Genomic DNA, 21,785 nt, shown 5'->3' with positions numbered 1-21,785 from the left:
ATTTCAACCTGACCCACAGCCAGCCCATCGGCGACTGGACCCTGGGCGCCAACCTCGGCTACTTCACCGGCAAGGAAAACGGCAGTGCGCTGGCCGGCGACCTGGACAACAAAACCGCGTTCGCCATGCTCTCGGCCAAGTACGGCGGCAACACCTTTTATGTCGGCCTGCAGAAAGTCGGCGGCGATGATGCCTGGATGCGCGTCAACGGCACCAGCGGCGGCACCCTGGCCAACGACAGCTACAACTCCAGCTACGACAACGCCAAGGAAAAATCCTGGCAACTGCGCCACGACTTCAACTTCGCTGCCGTCGGCGTGCCGGGCCTGACCCTGATGAACCGCTACATCAGTGGTGACAATGTGCACACCGCCACCGTTGACGACGGCAAGGAATGGGGTCGCGAAACCGAACTGGCCTACACCGTGCAGAGCGGCGCGCTGAAAAACCTCAACGTGAAATGGCGCAATGCGTCGATTCGCCGGGACTTCAGCACCAATGAGTTTGATGAAAACCGGATTTTCATCAATTACCCTATCTCGCTGCTATAAAACATCTTCGGTTCCACTTGATGAGTAGCGGCGTGCAGGTACGCCGCTATTTTTTCAATAATTTCTGCGCCAGCGCCAAGGCTTCATCTTCAGTGGTTGCGATGAGCATGGGATAACCCCAAAATTTTTCATACATGATTGCGAACGCTTTGCCTGCCAGCCGTTTGGCGAGACTTGATTCGATATGAATCGAGGCTTTGACATAACGCTTGAGTTCGCTTTTGTGGCGCTTCATCCACAGGGTCATTTGTTTCAGTTCCTCTGGCGAGTGTTCCGGTTGCTCCTTGTCCAGACCTTCATTGCTGATCAATACGAAGGGCTCATTGCGAGCAAGCACGGCTTCGAACTCGGCGAGAGACTCTTCTTGGCTATGGCCCAGTGTGGCTCTTTGCATCCAAACGAACGGAAATTGTGTGGCGTCTATACGCATTTCTATAGTCCTTCGACACGTTGCCAAACTTCTGTGATGTCCCGCGGTTTCAGGATACTCTGCAAGCGAGTCGGCTTAATTGCACAGTCTAGCCACAATATTGTTCAAATCAGCCGTTTTGAGGGGATTAGCGTGGGGCGCACACCTGTTATGGCGAACACGGCCAATAGAGACACGGTGACTGTTTGGGACGTCGACAGCATTTCCCGGCCTGTCGTTGCCCTCAGCGCTTCGATGGTGAGCAAGGATTGGGAGCAGGCCAGCCATCAACATCGTAAGGCGCAACTGCTTTATTCCGTGCGCGGCATCCTTAATTGTGAAATAGAAGATGGCATCTGGATCGTTCCACCCCAATGTGCCGTATGGATACCCGGTGGTTTGTCACATGCGACACGTGGTTCAGGAGAAACAGAATGTTATTGCCTGTTTGTTGAACCTGATGCCGCTCCGGATCTTCCGCGAAGCTGCTGCACGATTGGCGTATCACCGCTGTTGCGCGAGTTGCTGCTGAAGGCGGCGGCGTTCTCGGGAGACGCTGTCAATGTCGCGCGCGAAGACCGCCTGATCGCAACGTTGCTGGACGAATTGTCGGCAGCCCCCGTGGAGGACCTGCATTTGCCGATGCCTCGCGACACGCGTCTGCGCAGGCTCGCTGAAATGCTCTTGGCCGACCCTGCTGTTAAGGTTTCGGTGCGCGAGTGGGCTACTCGCATTGGCATGAGTGAGCGCAGCATGAGTCGCCTTTTGCTGCAGGAAATAGGGATGAGTTTTGGACGTTGGCGTCGGCAATTGCATGTGATTGTGTCACTGCAACGCATGACCAGGGGCGAGAGCGTCCAATCGGTTGCGTTGGAACTCGGTTATGAGGGACCCAGTGGTTTCATCACGATGTTCCGCAAAACCGTAGGCAAACCGCCTGTGCAATATCTCTCCGCACGCTCAGCCAGCGCTCTCATCTCAGGTGAATCATTGCCGGTGCCGTCAATCCTGTTTCCTGACGACCTGTAATGGCTTGTAGGCCATCTATCCGAACCTGACCATCCTCGTGGCGGAAGGAAAACGGCCAATCGCTGACATTGGCTGAACTGGAAAATAATCTGGCCATCCTTCGATATCTGGCAACGGCGGCTTGTTGCTAGATTGCGCGACAACGAATGCAAATCAGTTTCACTTGAGACTGATTTGTCACTTCTGTTTTCCGGCCTGGCGCCGGTTGAGTTGTCGGCCCTTTCTCAAACCCGTCTCTTGACGGTCGGCCGCTGTCTGTTTTTTTCTTGATAAGGAATGGCTGATGTGGAGTTCGTTGACTTACTGCGGTGAGAGGCGTCCTTGCGTGCCTGAGCGTTTGCTGAAAAATCCGGTTACTGCAGCGCTGTTGGTGCTTTTAGGCAGTTCGAATTGTGTAATGGCGCAGGACCCTGTCGAAGCCGATGAGAGCACTCAGTCTCAAGGCGTGATAATTCTCCCATCGGTGACGATAAGCGGGACGAGGACACCTGATACCACCCCGACGGAAGGGACGGGACTTTACACCATCGGTCAAACCACGGCCGCGACTCGCTTGCCGCTGACGTTGCGGGAGACGCCGCAATCCATTTCCGTGGTAACACGTCAGCGCATGGACGATCAAAAGCTGGATACAGTCCAGGGGGTGCTGGAGAACACGACTGGCATCTCGTCTTACCAATCAGATAGCCAACGTACGAGTTTTTATTCCCGAGGCTTTCTGATCGACAACATCCAGTATGACGGCATACCCGCCGTCATCGGCGATGTCATAAACGGCAGCGGAATCAGCGATCTGGAAACGGCATTTTACGACCGTGTCGAAATTGTGCGCGGGGCTAACGGGCTGCTCACCGGCACGGGTAATCCGTCAGCTGCGATCAACTTGGTGCGCAAAAGACCAACGCCAGAGTTCTCGGCCTCCACTTCTATCAGTGCGGGGTCTTGGGACAATTTCCGAGAGATGGGGGATATTTCCGTACCGTTGACAACCGACGGTCGTATCCGAGCACGTATGGTAGGGGTCAATAACGATGGTCACTCCTACATCGATGGTTACCAAACACAAAAGCAAGCTTTCTACGGGATCATTGAGGCAGATCTCACCGAAGACACCACCTTGGATATAGGGTACGACTATCAGAACAGTTCCCCTGAGCGACCGACATGGGGTGGTGTTCCTCTCTGGTTCAGCAACGGCTCAGAGGCAGAATGGTCGCGCTCCAAATCCCTGGCCGCGGACTGGAATCGCTGGGACAGCACCCGGCAGACTGCCTTTGCCGAACTTGAACACCGGTTTGATAACGGTTGGAAAGTTCACAGTATGGTGAACCAGTACCGCACTAAGTATGACTCCCAGTTATTGGGCGGCTTTGGTACACCCGACCAGGAGACTGGATTAGGTATTTTCCCTAATGGCGCTTATCCGGTTGCGTTGGCCGGCAAAGGGAAAAGCCGTCAAAACACCTTTGATGTGATGGCGAGCGGTCCCTTCGATTTTATGGGGCGCCAACATGATCTGGTAGTAGGCGCTATGAGTTCTCGGTATACGTCGAACAAAGACGATATCAGTCCCTTTTTTGTAGGGTTCACGCCCGGCAATATCTACAATTGGAATAATCATTTCCCCAAGCCCGACTTTGATTCAATGGCGTCTGTGCCGACCGATACCGAGGTTAAACAGCGCGGCTTCTATAGCACAGCGAGATTTTCATTGGCCGACCCATTGAAACTGGTTGTCGGAGGTCGGTTCAGTCGGTACGAGATCGACGAGACCGCAGGTGGGACGCCGTTCAATTATAAAAAGAGTAACGAGTTCACGCCCTACGCAGGTCTGATATACGAGATTGATAGTACGTATTCCGTCTATATCAGTTATACCGGCATATTTAACCCGCAAACATCGTTCCGAGACAGCAATGGCAATGTCCTCACGCCGACGGAAGGCAAGACGAAAGAGATTGGCGTCAAGGCTGAATACCTGGAGGGGCGATTGAATGCGTCTGTCGCATTGTTCGACACTGAACTGGACAATGCTGCACAACCGGATGGCAGTCTTCTTACGCCAGCCGGTGCGCAGGCTTACAAAGGTGTTGACGGCACCAAATCCCGCGGGATTGAGTTTGACATGCAAGGTGAAGTCGCTCGCGATTGGAACATCTACGCTGGCGTCGCCGCCTTCACTGCCAAGGATGGCAACGACGCCAGGCTGAACGCACAGGTACCGCGCACTACCGCTCAGATGTTCACTACGTACAAATTACCTGGCATGTTGGAAAAGTTGACTTTGGGCGGAGGCGTCAGATGGCAAAGCCGCTTCTTAAGCAGCAGTACGAGCACACGGGTAGCGGAACAAGACCCCTATGCGCTGACGTCACTGATGGCACGTTATGAGTTGTCAAGGAACATGGACCTATCAATCAATGTCAACAATGTGTTCGATAAAAAATATGCAACCCAGAAAGGCGATTTCGATACTGTCAGTTACGGAGCGCCGCGTAATGCCCTGATGACGTTGAACTATAAACTGTAGTTTGCGCGGCAACCGAATCACTCCATCACCTTAAGCTCCGCGGCCTCGTCAAACTTCGACCGGGCCGCTTCAACCTCGGGCAATTTGTCGAGCGTCCATTTATGCAACTCGCGAAATGGCTGCTGCAATGTTCGACCCAGCGGGGTGATCTCATACTGCACTGCCACGGGCGAGAACGAAATGATCTGGCGCGAGACGAGACCGTTGCGTTCCAGCCGCCGCAGGCACTGGGTAAGTGCCTTCTGGGTGACGCCCTCCAGGCGACGTTTGATGGCGTTAAAGCGATGCGGTCCGTCATCGAGCACCGCCAGAACCATCATTGACCACTTATCCGCGATCTGGTCGAACAACGCCCGACTTGGGCACTCCGACGAAAAACACTGCGGCTTTAATTCCAGCATTGAAGTTTCCTCACGTATACCTAGGCGGCTTTAAGTGCCTAATTGACATCAGGTTTACAAAATATACTTTATGGCCTCCGAAAACAAATGGAGTCCATCCGATGTCGATCCTCGATACCAGCATCTTATTCCGTCCTTTTTCCATCCGGTCGCTCGAACTGAAAAACCGCATTGTCATGGCGCCGATGACGCGTCTGTTCTCACCCGAGGGCATCCCGGGGGACGCGAGCACTGCCTATTACCGGCGGCGGGCAGAGGGAGGTGTCGGGCTGATTTTGTCGGAAGGCACCGTGATTGATCGCCCGGCATCGCGTAATGATGCCGGTATTCCTTTTTTTCACGGCGAAGCGGCGCTGGCTGGATGGAAGAACGTGATCGATGCCGTCCACACGGCTGGCGGGCGCATGGCACCGCAGATCTGGCACACCGGCTCCACGCGTTACATCAACGACTGGGAGCCAGATGCACCCGTTGAAAGCCCGTCGGGCCTTGTTTCGCCAGGTGACCTGCGTGGCGTGGTGATGAGTGAAGAGGACATCGCCGACACGGTAGCGGCGTTCGCCAAGGCCGCAGCAGATGCCAAGCGACTGGGCTTCGATACCGTTGAGATCCACGGAGCCCATGGTTATCTGATCGATCAGTTTTTCTGGTCTGGTAGCAATCTGCGCACCGACCGCTACGGCGGCCCGACAATCAAGGAACGCTCGCGTTTTGCCAGTGAGGTCGTCTCTGCCGTTCGTCAGGCTGTTGGCCCGCAATTCCCGATCATCATGCGCGTCAGCCAGTGGAAGCAACAGGACTACGGGGTGCGCGTTGCTGAAACGCCGGCGGTGATGGAGGACTGGTTGTTGCCACTGGTCGAGGGCGGTGTCGACGTCCTGCACTGCTCGCAGCGCCGCTTCTGGGAACCTGAGTTTCCCGAAATTGACGGTGAGAACGGGTTGAACTGCGCGGGTTGGGCGAAGAAAGTCACTGGCGCCACCACCATCAGCGTCGGTTCGGTTGGGCTGGAGAATGATGTCACTAACGCCTTCGCCGGAAAGGGCTCAACTCCCGCGAGTCTGGATCGGCTCATCGAGCGCATGGAGCGCGGAGAGTTCGATCTGATTGCAGTAGGGCGTGTGTTGCTGAGTGACAAGGATTGGGTCGCCAAGGTGGAAAGAGGCGATTACGCGGATTTGAAGGGCTTCAATCCGGCCTCTTTAGCTGAATTGGTTTGAATTGCGGGGTGGCCCGGGCATTTACGCGCAGGCCACACCTTCAATCTAATGAGAATGGATGCACAGCTTGAACTCAGTACCTCTCGATCATGTCGGCCGCCTGCTGGGTGGCCTGGCTGGTGCGGGTGGCCAGCTTGCGGACCTCGTCGGCGACCACTGCGAAACCCCTTCCGGCCTCACCGGCTCTGGCCGCTTCTATCGCCGCGTTCAAGGCCAGTAGATTGGTCTGTTTGGCGATGCTTTGGATGGCGGCGACTATCTGCGTCAGCTTGGCGAGGTTTTCCTGCATCGCTTGATGCTGACGTTCCTGAGTCTGACGCAACTGGCTTTCCTCGCGATGGGCGTGCACGTCTGTGATCGCCCCCACTGTACGCAAGGGCGTGCCGTCGTTGCTTCGCTGGGTCTGACCCCGGCCTCTGAACCAACGGTACTCGTCGTTGCGGTGCCTGAGGCGGTAGGTCACATCGAAGGGTGTTTGGCCGGAGCGGTCGGTGACATGTTCGACAAACGCTTGCACGGCCCGTTGGCTGTCTTCGGGATGCAGGCGGGACAACCAGCTTTCGAACACATTGGGAAACTCTTCGATGGTTTCGTAGCCGAGCAGGCGACGCATCTGTGACGAGAACCAGATGGCGTTATGGGGATTGGCTGGATCGCCTGCGATGATATTGATATCCCAGAGTGCATCCTGAATGCATTCGCGGGAAATCTCGAAGCGGGCTGAGAGCATCGCGAACTCTTCGTCTTGCAAGCGTTGTCTGTGGATGTCACGCACAATACCGACGCTGATCTGTGGCAGCCCCCGTTCGTCACGGAGCGTTTCGCCGACGATCTGGACCCAGCGGTATTCTCCCGAGTGGCTCGCGAGGCGCACCTCCACCTGGTAGGGCGCGTGCCCGCTGCGATCGGCCAGGTGGCGAGCCAGGGCATCCAGGTTGGCCTGGCGGTCGTCAGGGTGAAGGCAATCGTTCCAGGAGCCTAGATAGACGGGGAGGTCCGCCTGAGTGGGCAGGTTGCCGAACCATTGCAGTACTGCATCGCGGGCGGGCTGTAGGCTGCCATTGAACTGCAATTTCCAGAGCAAATCACCCGACCCGCAAGCCGCCAATTGCCAAAGTTGCGCTTGGTCGTGCAATTGCGTTTCGTATTCATCCAACTGAAGCTTGAGGCGTTGCAGTTCAGCATTCAGGTCGATCACGCTGGCCCGGAGCGCCGTGCGATCGGCGAGCAGGCGTTCGATGCCGGCCAGTACCCGTCGCAGTGACGAATCCTTCGCCGCTATCGATACTCCCTCGCCGTCGGGTTGTTCCAGTCGTTCGCCGAGCAGCTTCAATTCCTTGCGGGTGCTATTTCTGAAAAACATCAAATACCTCTAGTTTTACTCACGAGGTTTCGGGGCGGTTCTGGTTCTTGATGCCCCGAGCATTCCGGTCTTCGAATGCTCGGGGACTGTCTGACCTGGACTGGAGTCTGTCGACTCAGGCGGCCTGGTACAGGCGGCGCTCGATCAGCGCGCTGCCACGCAGGCGATGTGTTGCCTTGGCACCGGCCAGCACGGCCAGGTCCAACAGCGGTTCGAGGGTGACGACGGTCATGTAGGCACTGCCGAAGGTCAGAATTGACAGGGCGTTTCCTGCGGTGAAGCCTTGTCCATAGAAGGCCCAGAAGGCAACCCAGGCGACGATGCCGGCCTGGAAGGCGGTCGACAGCCCCAGCGCTTGTCTATAGCTCAGTTCCACATACGGCGTGTTTGGCGCGATGATGCGTTTCGCCAGGGCGGCGACTGTGAACAGCGGTACCAGAAGGGTGGTGACGTTCATGCCGTATTGCGGCAGGTCGAATGGCGCGAAGAACAGACTCTGGATCAGCAGTCCCAGGGCTAGACCCGCTGTCGCAGGTGCGGCGCCGAGCAGCAGAAACAGCGTTGACCCCAGGATGAGATGCACCTCGGAGACGCCGACTGGATGGTGCGGTAGTAGCTCGAAGAAGCTGAATACCAGGGCCGTGGCAGTGATAGTGCGAGCCAGCAGCGAGAAGACCCCACGCTCGCCTATGGCTTGGGCCGCGAGTTTGAGGGTGTAGGCGCCGGCACCCGCGGCAGTGACATAGCTCAGCCAGAGTTTTCCAGCTTCCACCAGGTTAGGTTCGATATGCATGACGATTGCCCCTTGGCCGCTTCGCGACCTCGAAAGTAAAAAACAGGACGACTCCGGCCTCAGCTGATGGCCCGGCTGATCGCTACCGGCTCATGCCGTGGCAAGTGCTCGTGGCCGTTTCCATGGGCCAGTGGGCAACTCGCATTGAGCAGCGTCACCGGTTGTCCGTGGGGGGTATTCAAGTAAGCCTGCTGCCATTCCTCGGTGCGCCGGCTGATATCTTCCATACCCGTTAAACCGAGTGTGGTGACCATTCTTTCCATCGCTGTGATCCATTGCCGGTAGTAAGTGTCGTTGACGCTTTCTCCGGGTTGCGCCGGGCTAGCCTTGATCTCGTCGCTGAATACCTGCACCCAGTCCTTCCAGGGGAATAGACCGATTTGGTGCAGGTGTACCAGCAGGGAAAACGCCTGGACCTGCCAAGGTTTGTCGAACACCGGGCCCTCATCGTCGGAAGACAGGCCGGCTATTGGGGGGATGTGATGCAGGCTGGCGCTCATACGGCCTCCAGATAGTTGTCCCACAGATCAATGCAAACGCTGTCCGGTCGCGCCACTCCCCACAGTTCTGTGGCAGTGAAGCGAACGGCATAGACCTGTTGGGGTTGTTCGCCGAGACCGTGGGCCATCGTGTCTGGGGTGGCAAACGCACCGTGTGCAATTTCGATGGTCCCGACCTTGCCGCGCGCGTAGCGCGGCAGTCGGGTGTGGGTGGTTGGATGGAGGTTCTTCGTCCGCACCCGGTCACCGACCCGGAAGCGGCCGTCGACGGGTTCCTTTGCCCGGGAAGAGGCGCCGCCGAGTACTACGGCCTCGACGATGTCCGGTGTTAAAACCGTGACGGGCTGTGCCGGTGGGGTTGGTTTGGCCGTACCCTGCAGTTCGCCAGTGCTGATCACGCCTTTTTCCAACAACAGGTTCTCGAAGGCATGCAGCCAATGCTCGTAGTAACTGGACTGCAAGTATTCAGCCGGTTCCATGCGTTCAATGGCGTGTCGGAATTCGTCGACATTGAAGTGTCCGCCGGCGAAGAGCGAGGCGAACAGCGGAAAGACCCTGCGCTCCCAGTCGTGATGGAAGATCGGTTCATCTTCCTCGGTAAGCACTGGGCCGAAACCGTGCATACCGCCTAAGTCGTGTACACCGTTCATGGGTTTTCTCCTTCTCGGGTTCAGGCTACTTGATCCGGATTCTTAGGCAGTCCGGTACCGATCATGGCGTCGCGCGTCACCAGCTCGACCAGTCGTTCCTCACTCCAGCCGTCAGTACCTGCCGGACGTTCCGGCAATACCAGATAGCGCAACTCGGCACTGCTGTCCCAGACGCGAACTTCCTTGTCATTGGGAATGATCAAGCCGAATTCGGCCAGCACGCTGCGCGGATCGATGACGATCCGTGACCGATAGGGCGCGGATTTGTACCAGACGGGTGGCAGACCCAGGGTCGGCCAGGGGTAGCAGGAGCACAGCGTGCAGACTGTCACGTTGTGTACGGTCGCGGTGTTTTCCACCACCACCATGTCTTCGCCCTGCACGCCGGAAAAACCCAGTTCGGCAATGGCCGCGGTGGCATCTTCCAGCAGCCGCTGCTTGTAATCGGGATCGAACCAGGCCTTGGCGACCACCTGAGCGCCGTTGCGCGGGCCGACCTTGTGTTGGTAAGTGTCCACCAGCGCATCCATGGCGGTTGGGTCGACCAAGCCCTTTTCGATCAACAGGGATTCGAGTGCCTTGACACGCAAGGCGATGGCCTCGGGTGGCTCGGTGTGATCGTGATCGTGATCGTGATCGTGATCGTGGTGATGTTCATGGGTATGGCTCATGTATTGGCTCCTCTGAAGTCGATACTCACTTTCAGTGCTACTTGCCGGTGTTCGTTCGCCAATGCGATGCGCAGGTCTACAACGTCCGCCAATCGACAGAAGCCTCGAATGCCGCTGCCGCTTGATAGAGGGTGCCTTCGGCATAATGTCTTCCGACAAGCATCAGCCCCACGGGCAGTCCGTCCACCAGGCCGCAAGGGATCGACAGGGCGGGGTGCCCCGTAATGTCTTGAGCGGCCGTATTGCCAAGCATCTCCAACGCACGCGTGACGGTCTCGGTGATTGAAGAACCCGGTTCCGGGAGCGGCTGAGCGGTGATTGGCACTGTCGGCATGACGAGCAGGTCATAGGTGTCCAGTGCCTTGTCGTAGGCCGCCCGGGCAAAGCGCGCAATGTTCTGGGCCTTGGCGTAGTAGCGACCGTTGTAGCGCTCCAGACCGAACTGGCCGACGAACATGCAAAGCTTGAGTGACGGCGACAATGCGTTCGCCTGGTCGCGCCAACCGGCCTGTTTGTCCAGCAGGCCCACGTCGTACAGCCCCTTCCAGTTAAAACCCGCGCCATTGCCGTGCATCATTTGCATGGTCAGGCCTTCACAACCGATAGGGCTCCATAACGACCCCGCCAGGTTGTGTTCGGGAACCGATACCTCCTCGACCCGCGCGCCCAACGCCTCTAGCCGGGCGATAGCGCTGCGTACCTTTTCTGCGATACGTGGATCCTGGTTAGCGAGTTGGAAGCCTTCCTGGAGGATCCCGATCCGGAGTCCGGTCACGCCTCGTTCCAGATAATCGCAATAGGCATCGACCTTGGGGGCGGCTTGGCGAGGGTCGAGCCCGTCGGCGCCGGCCATCACTTCGAGCATGAGCGCGTTATCGCGTACGTTGCTCGTCATGGGGCCGACATGATCGAAAGTGGACTCGATCGCCATGACCCCGGTGTAAGGCACTAGACCCCAGGTAGGTTTCATTCCATAAATGCCGCACCATGCGGCAGGAATGCGGATGGAACCGCCTTGGTCGCCACCGATAGCCAGGTCGACCGCGCCCGTCGCCACAAGCGCCGCGCTGCCTGAAGACGAACCGCCCGTCGTGTAACCATGGCGAAAAGGGTTGTGCACAGGCGCGGGGTCCGAGGTATGGCTACCACCGGAGAGGCAGTAATGTTCGCAGGTGGCTTTGCCGAGGATGGTTGCTCCTGCGTCGAGCAGACGCGTCACCACGGTGGCATCAAACGACGGTACGAAACCCTCCAGTGGCGCGGCGCCGTTCATCATCGGGACACCGGCCAGAGAGATATTGTCCTTGAGCGCGACCGTCTTGCCAGAAAGCTTGCCCGAACTGGCGCCCATCACCTCAGTTCTGTAGTACCAGGCGTTCAGCGGATTATCCGTGCTTGAAGGGCGGTAACCAGCACTGCGCTCGTAGCGCACTGGAGGGATGAAATCTGGCAACTCATCGACCAGGTCGTAGGCATCGAAACTGGATTGCATAAGCGCCAGGTATTCGCTGGCTTGCTCGGGTGTCAGCTGTATGTGCAGGCGGCTGGCGAGGTCCTGCACTTGTTCGAGAGTCGGGCGGATGATGGCCATGGGGTGTCCTGTGTCCTGTGCCAACCCGTAGGGGCTGGCAATGTCTGTTCAAACGTCATCTCGGGGATGCCCGGGCACGCTGCGCACTCTTGGCGAGCCGTGCTCGGGGCTGGTATCAAGCTATCTCCACAGATTGAGCAGCGCTTGGCTGAGGAGGACAGTCGCTTGGTTGAGCGGGACTCGCTTGCCCCTGTTTTTATAGCCACGCCACGGTAGCCGTCGGCGGCCAGAGCGAGCCCTGGCAGCCGTAGGCTGATGCCGAGCGCATTAGTCTTTGGATTCCGGCGTGGCCTGTTTCTGAGATGACTTCCCTGGTTTTGGCCAGACAACCCCAACGCTTCTCATGCCTTTGGCGGGGTCCATTTCCGGGTGCGCGAGCACGACGTCCCGATAGGAGGGGCTCCCGATCACCGCCGGTTTGAACTTGATGAGGAAGTCGTTGACCTCTTTGCGCAGATCCGGGGCCAGGCCGTAGTCGTCGTAGCACGCCTCGAGACAATCGAGCACCGCTTGCCAGTGCACCTCGGTCAGGCCCATCCCGCGATGCGCGGTGACCATGTCTCTACCCCGGTATTTGGCGCTTCCACCCCAGTGCTCGGAAAGGAAATCGACAAAATTGATGTGTTCCTTTTGGAACGTCGATTCCGACATATGGGCCCAGATGTGCCCGATGGCGGGGTGTCCCATTGTCTTTCTCAACACGGCGCCTGCGAACTGATAGATCGCGTCATAGCCGCCAAGACGGGTATAGAGGGAGGGTTGTTGTTCCATGGTGGATTGCTGGTCGGTCATTGTCTGGTTACTCCGTTTCGGGTGAGAGGCATCTCATTAGCCAACTGTCGCGCCGTTGGGCACACGCTTGGTTGATAAGGACAACGGGTGGTAGAGACGGGCGGGTCTAAAAAACCCTGACGTAACGCAGGTTCATGCGAAAGTCTTCTTTGGGGCCGTTCTCCACCGCAAGGTCGCGTCCAAGTTGCACTTGGAGTTGGTCCTTGGCGGTGAAAAACTTCCTGGCCGTGATACGGAAGTTGGTGGTTTCCATCCTGTCGTCCTGGTTGACACCATCGATCTGGTTTTCCCCGCCCCAACTGTGGCCGAAGCCGATAGCCAGCGCCGTGGTCTCGTCGGGCATGTAGCGCCCCATTAACTGAGCACCGTAGGAAACGTCCTGCTCCCGGCGGGCGGAGCTGGCGCCGAAGTCGTTGTTGTCTGCGTACCAGATGGCGTCACCGACGAGGTCGATGGCCCACTTCTGCGTGAAGTGCTTGACGTAAGCGGCCTGGAGATCAACCTTCCAACGGTTCTCGCCAATGTTGAGCGCGTCGTCTTTGTCATAGTCGCCAGTCGGCACGTACAAGTAGGCGGTCGCACCGAGGGTGTCGTTGGCGTCGTTGAGACGGTACTTGAGTGGCGCGGTGAGAATGAGGTCGCCGATGCCGCTGGCGTCGCCTAGACCAGAAGCGTCACCACCGCCCGAGACATGACCGAAGGGCAACAGGAATTGGGGCTCGATGGTCAGCCGCTCGCTCAACTGGTAGACGTGCAGCAGACGCAGAATGCCGATATCGGAAGTCAGGTTGAAATCGGAGCTGGTCTTGTGACCCTGGGCATAGGCACTGTCCGTGGTGGCGTGCTGGTAGTAGACCACGCCGATGGTCGCTCCGACGGGGAGCGGCTCGTAATCGCCAGGATCCACCTCGAGCGCGTGAGAAGAAAGGCTGGGGAGGAGGGCGGCAAGCGACAGGTAGCGGAACTGTTTCATGATCGACGATCCTTTTTTCGGGCAAAAAGAGCCCCGCAATCGCCAGTCAGGCAATGCGCAGGGCTAAAAGTGGAGTCAGCGATGAAGTCAGGTAGGCGACACTTGCGCGTCGCGCATCATCCCGGTCTGCGGGTGGCAGTTGATGTACTCGAACAGTTGCTGGCTACCGTCCGCTACCGAGACCTCGTGATACAGCCGCAGCTTCGAAAGGCCTCCGATTACTCGGAAGAACGTGGTGAAAATACGTAAATGAGTGGGGTGGGATTCTGCCCAGCGTTCCAGTTTGTCGAGGGATCGCCAGTGACCGATGTCATAGGCGATGTCGAGAAGATTGCCATCCAGGTCGACGTTGCGTACGAAGCGGTTGCTGTAGCAGCCCAGCGCCTGCCCCTCGTCACGCAGGAAGTTCATGCCGTCTTGCAGGGGCGGCAGCATCTCGTTGAAATAGAGCGCGCGCTCTTCCTCGCCGGCTTCGACCCAGTCTTGTCCGGAGCGGATCAGCGTCAGGTTGTCGTGGCCGCGCACCACGACCCTGCCGCCCTTGGCGGGGTCGCCTGAAATGACTTGCAGTTCGCTGGTCGGCTGCATCCAGTCGGTTTGTGAAATAGCAAAGCGGTCGCGCGCCGAGCCCCAGTAGCCGTGCTCCTCGATCTCGCCGCTGATGCCGTCCATGATCGCACCGACACCAGGCAAATCGTCCTGGAATGCATACAGCGTCTCGAACTGCTCGGCGCGCGGTGCGATGACTTCGCGGAAATACCCCAACCCCTCGTTCAGGCGCGCATCGTCGCCCCACCAATCGGCCACAGGCGCTGAAAGTAGCCATCGGTGGTAGGCGGCGGGATCACGCCAATAGCCCACGGCGATGAAGTTCCCATACCCCTGATTATCCAGGTGGTAGGTCAGGTCGTGATTCCCTGGGCCATCGGCGAGGGCAAAGCTGGCGTCAATGTAGCGCATGGCTTGCAGGGCGGCGGCGCGTTGCTCGTCGCGAAATTGCACCCCGAGGTAAGCCATCACCACTTGCTTCACGTTTTCGTCGGCTCGCCCCACATACATCGGGAAGGGTGGCTGGTAATCGTCGTGAACACGACGGGACAACGTCCGGGGACATTTGAGATGTTTATCAATCGCAGATTCCATGGGGAGCTCCTTTATTTCCGTCTCAAACGGACGGTTCGCTGTTCTACATCCCAGTGGATGTTGTTGTTTTGCGGTGAGTACCGCGCCATCGGCGTTGCAGCATCAAGGTCCCGAGCTGCACCAGGTAAGTGGCAATCTCTTCGGGTGCCATGTCCCATCGCTGTAAAAACCAGGATGAATCGGACAGTCGCTGCTGTTCTCGTGGATGCATGAGACACCTCATCATTCGTGCTTGTAGGGGCACGGCGTGGAGTAGAAATTATCCAGGGGGGATGCAACGTGCTTGGCTCGAATGGACAACCGTTTGGTTAAAAAGGACAGGCAAAAAAGGCCGGCATATCAGCGCGCAGCAATGGTGCGGGGCTAGTGAATCAAGGGGGCGAGGTGCCCCGAGAAGTGGCAGCAGGAGTATTGGAAGAATCGGCCCATGTAACGCGCAGGCACCTATCTTCCAGGTGTCTGACAGCGGGAATGAGGCGATGGCGATGGCCTGCTAATTGCTTGGCTCGCCAAAACGTTACCCCGCTTTTTTTGTTGAATCGCCGCCGCGAGGTGAATGCAATGAGCCAGACCTGTCAGTATTCAACGCTTGCCGTTACGGCCCCCCTCCGGTTCGATTACTGGAAGGAAGTGGTTTGTCACCACTGCCTGGACGCAGACAGCAAACTGCTGGCGCAGAGCGATTTTGACGGGGCGCTGGAGGTGCATGGCATGGGCGAGTTGGACATCTGCACGTTGTCCGCCCCCTTGCATTATTGGGAGCGCTCCGCCCAACACCTGCGCAGTGATCCCAATGACGACTTGTGGTTGGGCTTTACCAGGAGCGGTTATGGCGAACTGGAGCAGGCTGACCGACGGACGAAGCTGGCGGCGGACGATCTGTTTCTTTATGACGCATCCCAGCCGTTCAGATTCAGCTTCGGTGGTACTGATAACCACCTTGTCCGCATTCCGCGAAAACTGCTCAGTCAGCGCTTGCCCTCCATAGCAGACTGCACCGCTGTGGTTCTGGATGATCGTCGCCCGGGAGTGATTCCGTTACGCGAGATGTTACGTCAAGCCGCGAGTATGCCTTCAGGCTTCCATAACGAAGGAGTATCCAGTCGTTACTCCAGCACGTTGCTCGACCTTCTGGTGGTCAGCCTGGAACTCCAGGATTTAAAGCAGACTCATGACGAGTTGGATCTGCATGGCCGGATCATGAATTACATCCACCGGTATTTGACCGAGGCGGACCTGTCGCTCGAACGCATTGCTCAAGCCCACCATGTCTCCACGCGCACTGTGACGCGCGCTTTCGCCCGTCATCAGAAATCGCCGGTCGCAGAAATCTGGAAGGCACGATTGCTTGCCAGCCGCGACGCTATTGAGCGCGGTCAAGTCCGCAGTATTTCTCAGGCGGCGCTGGATTTCGGTTTCTCCGACTTCTCTCATTTCAGCCACGCTTTTCGCAAAGCCTTTGGCGTTGCCCCCCATACTCTCCTGCGACGAGAGTGAAAGAGGGGCTTGATCGCTCCTGAAGCGAAGCCTAACCATACAACCGCTGCTCAATCTCTTCGAGCGTGCTGCCGCGTGTCTCCGGTACCCATACCGCGACGAAGGTCAGGGACAGGAGTCCTGCTCCCACGAACACAAAGAAGGTTTGGCCGATCCCGATCATCGCAACCAAAGATGGAAAGAACATGCCGATCATCACGTTGGTCAACCAGAACGCTGCGATCGCCATACCCATGCATCCGCCGCGGATGCGCATTGGGAAAATTTCCGCCAGAAGCACCCAAAAAGCAGGCCCGATCAGCCCTTGCATGGAGGCCAGGAACATCGCCATGGCGCCGAGGATGAGCATGGCGCGGGTGACGGAGGGATCGACAAAAACTGAAACCAGGCCAATCAACAGCAAAGACAATGTGGTGCCAGTGAAACCGAGCAACATCATTGGACGACGGCCTACGCGGTCGAGCAAAGCAATGCCCACGAAGGTTGCGCCAATGGAGATAACGCCGTTTACAACATTGGCGATCAGTGCGCTACGTTGCTCCAGGCCTGCTTCTGTGAGGATCTGGGTGCCGAAGTACATGATTGAATTGACTCCGGTCAGCTGCGACGTAACAGCGATACCGATGCCAATCAAAAAGATTCGCCGCGCACCCTTTTGAGACAGGTCACGCCAGCCGCCTTTTTTGATGAATCGTTCGTTGCTGATCTGCTGGGTGATCGCCTCCATCTCAGCTTTGGCGTAGTACTCCTCCCGTACCAGTTTCAGCACCTCCAGGCCCTCTCTGAAGCGCCCTTTGGTGGCCAGCCAGCGCGGGCTTTCCGGCATGTAGAGCATTCCCAACCAGAGTGCCACTGCTGGCAGGGTTGCCAAGGCAAGCATCCATCGCCACACACCATCGAGATCGCTAAACAAATTGCCCAGTGTGGCGTTGGTGGTGAAGGCCAGGAATTGTCCGGTGACGATCATCAACTCGTTGCGGGTAATGATGCGACCGCGGATGCTGGATGGCGCCATCTCCGAAAGATACGCCGGCACGACGACCGATGCGCCGCCCACCGCTAACCCCAGCGTGAAGCGGGCGGCCACCATGACGTCGAGGGTTGGCGCCAGCGCACAAGCCAACGCGCCAAGAAAAAACACTACGGCGAGGAAAAGAATGATACGGCGGCGACCCTTGAGGTCCGATAAGCGACCGCTGAACAGTGCCCCCATCATTGCGCCGATCAATAGGGCGCTGGCGACCAGACCTTCCGTAAAGGGTGTCAGGCCCAGGTCATCTTTCATGTAGAGCAAGGCGCCGTTGATGACGCCGGTGTCGAAGCCGAATAGCAAGCCGCCAAACGTGGCAATCCAAGTGATTTTTTGCAGGTAGCGCTGTGCCTGGTGCTTTTCAGGGCTTACATAGGCGGCTGAAGTGTCTGCCGTATTTCCGTAGGAATTAATTGTCATTGTGATATTCCTGACTGAAACTCATGGGGATACTCACTCGCCATCGCGGTGAGCGTTTCAATATGCAATTACATGGGTTTTTCTCGTGGTGCGATTCAGATGGGTTGGGGTTTGAAATCGCTGGTGGCAACCGGCATGACGCTCTGTAGCAGTCTTACGGACTTTTCCAAACCCTCGAGGCTGTTGAGTAAAACGTCCTCATGCTCGATCGATAGCCAGCCATCGTAGCCAGCCATCTTCAGGCGGTAACAAAACTGCCGCCACCATTGCTCACCGTGGCCGAATCCAAGTGTGATGTAGGACCAGCTTCGGGATGAGATATCCATCAATGAGCCATTTTCCAGGAGTGAATCCACGGCCTGGACTGGCGCATTAAGCAAAGTGTCTTTGGCGTGCACATGATAAATGGCGTCGCCCAGTGCCTCGGCGGCGACCAGCGGATCAGCGCCCATCCAGAACAGATGCGAGGGATCGAGGTTGGCGCCAATTACCGGTCCGATGGCATTGCGTAGCTTCAGCAGCGAACGGACGTTGTAGACGCACTGGTTACCGTGCAATTCCAAAGCGATGCGCTCCACACCATTTTCCTTGGCCAGATCAGCTATCTCGCTCCAGAAGGGCAGCAGGCGTTCTTCCCATTGATAGCGCAGCATTGCCTGGGTTTCGGGAGGCCATGAGGCAACCACCCAGTTCGGCATCCTGTCGCCGGCCTGACCTTCAGGTAAGCCAGACATGGTGCAGACGGTCTTGACTCCCAACTCACCGGCTACGCGTATCGTGTCCCTGAGGCACTGGCCTTGTGCAGGCTGCGTGGGGTGCAAAGGGTTGCCGTTGGCGTTCAGGGAAATGATCTCCAGATTGTGTTCCTGGAAGCTGCGTTTGAGGGCCTGGCGGTGGTCGGCGCTGGCGAGCATCTGGGCCAAGTCAAAGTGCGGCGCGGTGGACCATCCGCCAGTGTTGATCTCCAGGCCCGACACTCCCAGCCGTTCAGCCTGCTTGAGCATCTCCCGCAGGGGCAGGTTGCCGAGGCTATCGGTGACGAATCCCAGCTTCATGACGTAGCTCCTTCTCGCGACCGGTAGAGGGGCGGTGCTTGCAGCGTCGGCAACACGATCCGGCGACGCTGATTGAGTGCCTCGATGCCGGCTTGGGCGACAATGGCTGCGCAATAGCCGTCCCAGGCATTCGCGGCATGGACTGGGAACCGACCTGTGTTGATGAACGCCACGAATGCTTTGTTCTGCAGGCGGTAGGCGTCGGCGAAACGCGGCCGCCAATCGGCCGCGTACCTTTCAAAACCCTGAAGACAGGTGTTGAAACGAGCATGTACGGGTGTGTTCAGTTGCACGGAACCTCGCTCACCCACCAACTCGCCACGGACGTCGTACCCGTAATGGGCGTTGTTGTTGATTTCGATGTTCACCAGATGGCCTTCCCGGGTTTCCAGCACCATGAACACCGGGGCGCCGACGCCGTCCTCAGACGTGTGGGTGGGTTGGAACACTGAGATGGCAACGTATTCAGTGTCGAGCACGTGACGTGCCACATCGAACTCATGCGGCGCGGAGTTACTGATTGCCATTTGCCCGCTGAAGTTGGCGGGGGCTTCTACGTTGCGGTGGAAGTTGTGCATCATCACAGCCCGACCTATCACGCCGTCGCTCAAGGCACTTTTCATTTCCCTATACGAAGGGTCAAACCGGCGCATGAAGCCCAGTTGCACGAATTGGCGACCCCGGGAGGCCTCTTTGTCGATGACTGCCAGGCACTGGTCCGGGCTTTGAGACAACGGCTTTTCACACAGTGCGGGCTTCCCTGCATCAATGGCTGCCATGGTCAGGACCGCATGGGTTTCGTCCGGGCTGGCGATGATGATTGCATCGACATCGGACCTTGAAAGCGTGAACAGTGGATCAGTGGAAACGTCAGCAGCGCCATAACGGTCAGCTATCAGCTTCGTTCGCTCTGGCGACGCATCACACACCACGTGCAAAGTGGCTCCCGGAAGGTCCTGGGCAATGATGCGGGCGTGATCCTCCCCCATAATCCCTGCGCCGATAACGGCGATTCGTATGCTCATATTCAACGACCTATCAATGGGCGACAGTCATCAACGCAACGTCGAACTCGCGTGCGTGTGGACTGGGAAGGGAGATGTATGTGGCCATAAGCGGCGTAGCCGTGGCGGTCGAAACCAACCGATGAGGCGAGTTATTCATGGGACTATCCTGGCGGTTTGTTGTGTTTGTTGTGCCTCGATTATTAGCACCGAACAAGCAATCATCAAGGCGCGCCATAGGCTATTTATGATGTGAAAAACCTCAAATTTGAAGGTGTAGTAGTGGTTTTCATTGCTCTTGAAAACAGCCATCAGTAATACGTATATGATGTAAATGACATCAAGAGAGAGCGAGCTATATGACCATGCAAACATCGGCGCGTTTATGGAAGGGGCCCACCGTTCAACAGGTCGCCAAGGTGGCCAGGGTCGGAGCAGCCACCGTCGACCGCGTGCTGAATAACCGCCCCGGCGTGCGAGAAAACACCCGTCTGAAAGTGCTGGCGGCGCTGGATAAGCTAAAGAAGGACTTGGCTGATGGCATGGCAACGTTGCAGATCAAGCTCTTTTGCGATTCGGGCGAAACCTTCAATGCAACATTGGCTGACGCCGAGGCATTGGTGAACGCTTCGACGCCAGGTGTCGTGGTGCATGGCTACTATGAACCGACCAACCAGGTCGATCCCGCCACGTTTGCTGATCAGGTTCAGGCGCAGGGCGCCTCGGCGGATGGGGTGATCGTCGTATCGCGCGAGCATCCGGCGATCAACCGAGCGATTCGCAAACTCTGCAGCCTGGGTATTCCAGTTGTGTGCCTGACCACCGACCTGCCTAATTCCGGGCGAAGCGCTTATGTAGGCAACGATCAATATGCGGCGGGCAGTGTCGCCGGGTTACTGATCGGCAATGCGTTACCTAAAGAGCCCGCGAAAATCCTGCTGGTGACCAGTGTGCCGTTTCGTTGTCAGCAAGAGCGGGAGATGGGGTTTCGCCGGGTGCTCCGCTCGGAGTTTCCCTATCTGAAGATCGACGAGCGGGTGATGTCCGATGATCGCCCTCAGACCACGACTGAACAATTGACGCGTTACTTTTCCAAACACGACTACCCGGCAGCCATCTACAACGTGGCCGGCGCCAATCGGGGCGTTGCTTGCGCAATAGATACCATTGCGGCTGAGGATCGGCCTATTTTCGTCGGCCATGAGCTTACGGTTCATACGCGGGCGATGCTGGAGTCCGGTGTCATGGATTACGTTATCTCTCATGATTTCGTTGGCGAGACGGCCGCAGCGGTGCGCTGGATACGAGGAGCGATCGAGGGCGCGGCGAGCGCGCCACCCTCAACACAGATCTTGATTCACACTCGATATAACTGTGGTGCGTAAGGCCAACGTTGCGTTCTACCCAACCGTGTCCCTCAGCAAAACCAAGGATGGAGGCCTATGTCGGAGTCAGTACCGATCGAGAAACGGTGCTCCTTGCCATGCAGCCGATACGATTACAGACTATCCGGATCCCCGAAGAACATTTTGACTGGGCTCCAGGACGGTAGTTACAGCCCGAAAGAAGGTCGCGTTGCACGCCTCATTAGACGCCACCAAAATACCTGCAAATGCAAAGCACGGTCGAGGTGGACAGTACTAAAAGAGTTGCAAAAATGCCGGCGTTACGACCAAAAGAATTGTCGTCTGTAAACGAAAGTGCGTAGCCATGTAGAATGCGTCCAACAAGTAGTACTGAACCGAGCGTGTGTAGTTGCCATTGCGGTGAGCCGGTTAATTCTAGAAATCCAATCAGCACGAGCGCCAGTGGAACGTACTCAGCGAAATTGCCATGTCCTCTAATGCGCCGAAACATGACGGAATTGCCACCGTCGCCAAGGCTAGGGCTGCCAGGCCCCATTCTTCCAATAATTACTCGGGCACTTAGTGCAATGAATAAGATTGCAAGTAGGCCACCGTAGAGAAGTGTAACCTTCACTGTATGCTCCCTGCCCCGCAAGGGGCCTAACTAGTGGCTAAAATTGCTCGCCTCGAAGCGTATGCACCCCGCGAAGGCTGTTGGCGCTTAGATCTTTGCTCTTCAATTGCGCTGCGCTAATCGGAGCTAAAGAACTGCTATTGGACGTTTCCCAAGGAAGGAGTGCGATTGTGATATTTAGCT

20 protein-coding genes and 2 pseudogenes are annotated in these 21,785 nt (G+C 57.3%); 6 read left to right on the top strand and 16 right to left on the bottom strand.

Translation table 11 applies throughout. The features are described 5' to 3' along the window. Positions 1 to 551: OprD family outer membrane porin (locus tag BLO97_RS15385; protein ID WP_139197689.1), on the top strand; the 551-nt coding region annotated here is incomplete at its 5' end. 46 nt (positions 552 to 597) lie between these two features. Here the strand turns inward: BLO97_RS15385 and BLO97_RS15380 are convergent. Then, the gene (locus tag BLO97_RS15380) at positions 598 to 981 is read right to left on the bottom strand and encodes a hypothetical protein (protein WP_092346666.1); all 384 of its coding nucleotides are present in this window, start codon (positions 979 to 981) and stop codon (positions 598 to 600) included. Between the two features lie 150 nt (positions 982 to 1,131). Between BLO97_RS15380 and BLO97_RS15375 the strand changes: the two genes are divergently transcribed. Together BLO97_RS15375 and BLO97_RS15370 are read left to right on the top strand one after the other, a co-directional pair. Beyond that, positions 1,132 to 1,989 carry an AraC family transcriptional regulator gene (locus tag BLO97_RS15375; protein ID WP_092346663.1) on the top strand — a complete coding sequence of 286 codons (858 nt, stop codon included), beginning with the start codon at positions 1,132 to 1,134 and terminating at the stop codon, positions 1,987 to 1,989. 325 nt (positions 1,990 to 2,314) lie between these two features. After that, positions 2,315 to 4,519 carry a TonB-dependent siderophore receptor gene (locus tag BLO97_RS15370; RefSeq protein WP_256571951.1) on the top strand — a complete coding sequence of 735 codons (2,205 nt, stop codon included), beginning with the start codon at positions 2,315 to 2,317 and terminating at the stop codon, positions 4,517 to 4,519. Between the two features lie 17 nt (positions 4,520 to 4,536). On the opposite strand, the gene BLO97_RS15365 is transcribed toward BLO97_RS15370, so the two are convergent. Next, positions 4,537 to 4,920, bottom strand: coding sequence for a winged helix-turn-helix transcriptional regulator (locus BLO97_RS15365; protein WP_092346660.1), 384 nt, complete (start codon positions 4,918 to 4,920; stop codon positions 4,537 to 4,539). Positions 4,921 to 5,021: 101 nt separating this feature from the next. On the opposite strand from BLO97_RS15365, the gene BLO97_RS15360 reads away from it, so the two are divergent. After that, entirely contained in the window at positions 5,022 to 6,140 is a 1,119-nt protein-coding gene (locus tag BLO97_RS15360; RefSeq protein WP_092346657.1) for an NADH:flavin oxidoreductase, read from the top strand. 79 nt (positions 6,141 to 6,219) lie between these two features. On the opposite strand, the pseudogene BLO97_RS32330 reads toward BLO97_RS15360, so the two are convergent. The 10 genes and pseudogenes from BLO97_RS32330 to BLO97_RS15315 all read right to left on the bottom strand — a co-directional run. Continuing rightward, positions 6,220 to 6,480, bottom strand: a pseudogene (locus BLO97_RS32330) (methyl-accepting chemotaxis protein); the annotation flags it as partial. 30 nt (positions 6,481 to 6,510) lie between these two features. After that, positions 6,511 to 7,503: pseudogene (locus BLO97_RS15355) on the bottom strand (PAS domain-containing protein); the annotation flags it as partial. Between the two features lie 115 nt (positions 7,504 to 7,618). After that, on the bottom strand, positions 7,619 to 8,296 hold the full coding sequence (locus BLO97_RS15350; RefSeq protein ID WP_092346654.1) for an energy-coupling factor ABC transporter permease: 678 nt from the start codon (positions 8,294 to 8,296) through the stop codon (positions 7,619 to 7,621). Between the two features lie 59 nt (positions 8,297 to 8,355). Continuing rightward, complete coding sequence (locus BLO97_RS15345) at positions 8,356 to 8,796, bottom strand: nitrile hydratase accessory protein (protein WP_092346651.1); 441 nt, start codon at positions 8,794 to 8,796, stop codon at positions 8,356 to 8,358. Next, positions 8,793 to 9,446, bottom strand: coding sequence for a nitrile hydratase subunit beta (gene nthB / locus BLO97_RS15340; protein WP_092346648.1), 654 nt, complete (start codon positions 9,444 to 9,446; stop codon positions 8,793 to 8,795). The genes BLO97_RS15345 and nthB overlap by 4 nt, the downstream gene beginning before the upstream one ends. Before the next feature lie 20 nt (positions 9,447 to 9,466). Next, positions 9,467 to 10,117, bottom strand: a complete 651-nt coding sequence (gene nthA / locus BLO97_RS15335) for a nitrile hydratase subunit alpha (RefSeq protein ID WP_092346645.1) — start codon at positions 10,115 to 10,117, stop codon at positions 9,467 to 9,469. Between the two features lie 76 nt (positions 10,118 to 10,193). Continuing rightward, complete coding sequence (locus BLO97_RS15330) at positions 10,194 to 11,708, bottom strand: amidase (RefSeq protein ID WP_092346642.1); 1,515 nt, start codon at positions 11,706 to 11,708, stop codon at positions 10,194 to 10,196. A gap of 267 nt (positions 11,709 to 11,975) precedes the next feature. Further along, on the bottom strand, positions 11,976 to 12,500 hold the full coding sequence (locus tag BLO97_RS15325) for a group I truncated hemoglobin (protein ID WP_092143062.1): 525 nt from the start codon (positions 12,498 to 12,500) through the stop codon (positions 11,976 to 11,978). A gap of 106 nt (positions 12,501 to 12,606) precedes the next feature. Then, the gene (locus BLO97_RS15320; protein WP_092346639.1) at positions 12,607 to 13,473 is read right to left on the bottom strand and encodes a transporter; all 867 of its coding nucleotides are present in this window, start codon (positions 13,471 to 13,473) and stop codon (positions 12,607 to 12,609) included. An 87-nt stretch (positions 13,474 to 13,560) separates the two neighbouring features. Beyond that, positions 13,561 to 14,616, bottom strand: a complete 1,056-nt coding sequence (locus BLO97_RS15315; protein ID WP_092143067.1) for an aliphatic aldoxime dehydratase — start codon at positions 14,614 to 14,616, stop codon at positions 13,561 to 13,563. Between the two features lie 561 nt (positions 14,617 to 15,177). Between BLO97_RS15315 and BLO97_RS15310 the strand changes: the two genes are divergently transcribed. Further along, positions 15,178 to 16,113: an AraC-like ligand-binding domain-containing protein gene (locus BLO97_RS15310; RefSeq protein ID WP_092143070.1), complete on the top strand. Its 936-nt coding sequence runs from the start codon at positions 15,178 to 15,180 to the stop codon at positions 16,111 to 16,113. 31 nt (positions 16,114 to 16,144) lie between these two features. On the opposite strand, the gene BLO97_RS15305 is transcribed toward BLO97_RS15310, so the two are convergent. The 3 genes from BLO97_RS15305 to BLO97_RS15295 all read right to left on the bottom strand — a co-directional run bounded on the left by BLO97_RS15305 (position 16,145) and on the right by BLO97_RS15295 (position 19,643). Next, complete coding sequence (locus BLO97_RS15305; RefSeq protein ID WP_092346636.1) at positions 16,145 to 17,563, bottom strand: sugar porter family MFS transporter; 1,419 nt, start codon at positions 17,561 to 17,563, stop codon at positions 16,145 to 16,147. 95 nt (positions 17,564 to 17,658) lie between these two features. Then, complete coding sequence (locus BLO97_RS15300; RefSeq protein WP_092346633.1) at positions 17,659 to 18,618, bottom strand: sugar phosphate isomerase/epimerase family protein; 960 nt, start codon at positions 18,616 to 18,618, stop codon at positions 17,659 to 17,661. Continuing rightward, positions 18,615 to 19,643: a Gfo/Idh/MocA family oxidoreductase gene (locus BLO97_RS15295; RefSeq protein ID WP_092346630.1), complete on the bottom strand. Its 1,029-nt coding sequence runs from the start codon at positions 19,641 to 19,643 to the stop codon at positions 18,615 to 18,617. Before BLO97_RS15295 ends, BLO97_RS15300 begins: the two co-directional genes overlap by 4 nt. 338 nt (positions 19,644 to 19,981) lie before the next feature. On the opposite strand from BLO97_RS15295, the gene BLO97_RS15285 reads away from it, so the two are divergent. After that, positions 19,982 to 21,007: a LacI family DNA-binding transcriptional regulator gene (locus BLO97_RS15285; RefSeq protein ID WP_092143082.1), complete on the top strand. Its 1,026-nt coding sequence runs from the start codon at positions 19,982 to 19,984 to the stop codon at positions 21,005 to 21,007. A 202-nt stretch (positions 21,008 to 21,209) separates the two neighbouring features. Here the strand turns inward: BLO97_RS15285 and BLO97_RS15280 are convergent, their stop codons facing one another. Then, complete coding sequence (locus BLO97_RS15280) at positions 21,210 to 21,602, bottom strand: MAPEG family protein (RefSeq protein WP_175489850.1); 393 nt, start codon at positions 21,600 to 21,602, stop codon at positions 21,210 to 21,212. Between the last annotated feature and the right edge of the window lie 183 nt (positions 21,603 to 21,785).

The sequence above is a fragment of the Pseudomonas sp. NFACC05-1 genome (genome assembly GCF_900100135.1).
Lineage (GTDB): Bacteria > Pseudomonadota > Gammaproteobacteria > Pseudomonadales > Pseudomonadaceae > Aquipseudomonas > Aquipseudomonas fluorescens_Q.
This window is presented reverse-complemented; position numbering and strand designations above follow the sequence as displayed.

Bases quoted from the DNA above. Each gene is read 5' to 3' on its own strand.
- BLO97_RS15345 (WP_092346651.1), bottom strand. From the start codon at position 8,796: ATGAGCGCCAGCCTGCATCACATCCCCCCAATAGCCGGCCTGTCTTCC.
- BLO97_RS15315 (WP_092143067.1), bottom strand. From the start codon at position 14,616: ATGGAATCTGCGATTGATAAACATCTCAAATGTCCCCGGACGTTGTCC.
- nthB (WP_092346648.1), bottom strand. From the start codon at position 9,446: ATGAACGGTGTACACGACTTAGGCGGTATGCACGGTTTCGGCCCAGTG.
- BLO97_RS15320 (WP_092346639.1), bottom strand. From the start codon at position 13,473: ATGAAACAGTTCCGCTACCTGTCGCTTGCCGCCCTCCTCCCCAGCCTT.
- BLO97_RS15310 (WP_092143070.1), top strand. From the start codon at position 15,178: ATGAGCCAGACCTGTCAGTATTCAACGCTTGCCGTTACGGCCCCCCTC.
- BLO97_RS15375 (WP_092346663.1), top strand. From the start codon at position 1,132: ATGGCGAACACGGCCAATAGAGACACGGTGACTGTTTGGGACGTCGAC.
- nthA (WP_092346645.1), bottom strand. From the start codon at position 10,117: ATGAGCCATACCCATGAACATCACCACGATCACGATCACGATCACGAT.
- BLO97_RS15360 (WP_092346657.1), top strand. From the start codon at position 5,022: ATGTCGATCCTCGATACCAGCATCTTATTCCGTCCTTTTTCCATCCGG.
- BLO97_RS15295 (WP_092346630.1), bottom strand. From the start codon at position 19,643: ATGAGCATACGAATCGCCGTTATCGGCGCAGGGATTATGGGGGAGGAT.
- BLO97_RS15325 (WP_092143062.1), bottom strand. From the start codon at position 12,500: ATGACCGACCAGCAATCCACCATGGAACAACAACCCTCCCTCTATACC.
- BLO97_RS15330 (WP_092346642.1), bottom strand. From the start codon at position 11,708: ATGGCCATCATCCGCCCGACTCTCGAACAAGTGCAGGACCTCGCCAGC.
- BLO97_RS15300 (WP_092346633.1), bottom strand. From the start codon at position 18,618: ATGAAGCTGGGATTCGTCACCGATAGCCTCGGCAACCTGCCCCTGCGG.
- BLO97_RS15305 (WP_092346636.1), bottom strand. From the start codon at position 17,563: ATGACAATTAATTCCTACGGAAATACGGCAGACACTTCAGCCGCCTAT.
- BLO97_RS15350 (WP_092346654.1), bottom strand. From the start codon at position 8,296: ATGCATATCGAACCTAACCTGGTGGAAGCTGGAAAACTCTGGCTGAGC.
- BLO97_RS15380 (WP_092346666.1), bottom strand. From the start codon at position 981: ATGCGTATAGACGCCACACAATTTCCGTTCGTTTGGATGCAAAGAGCC.
- BLO97_RS15365 (WP_092346660.1), bottom strand. From the start codon at position 4,920: ATGCTGGAATTAAAGCCGCAGTGTTTTTCGTCGGAGTGCCCAAGTCGG.
- BLO97_RS15285 (WP_092143082.1), top strand. From the start codon at position 19,982: ATGACCATGCAAACATCGGCGCGTTTATGGAAGGGGCCCACCGTTCAA.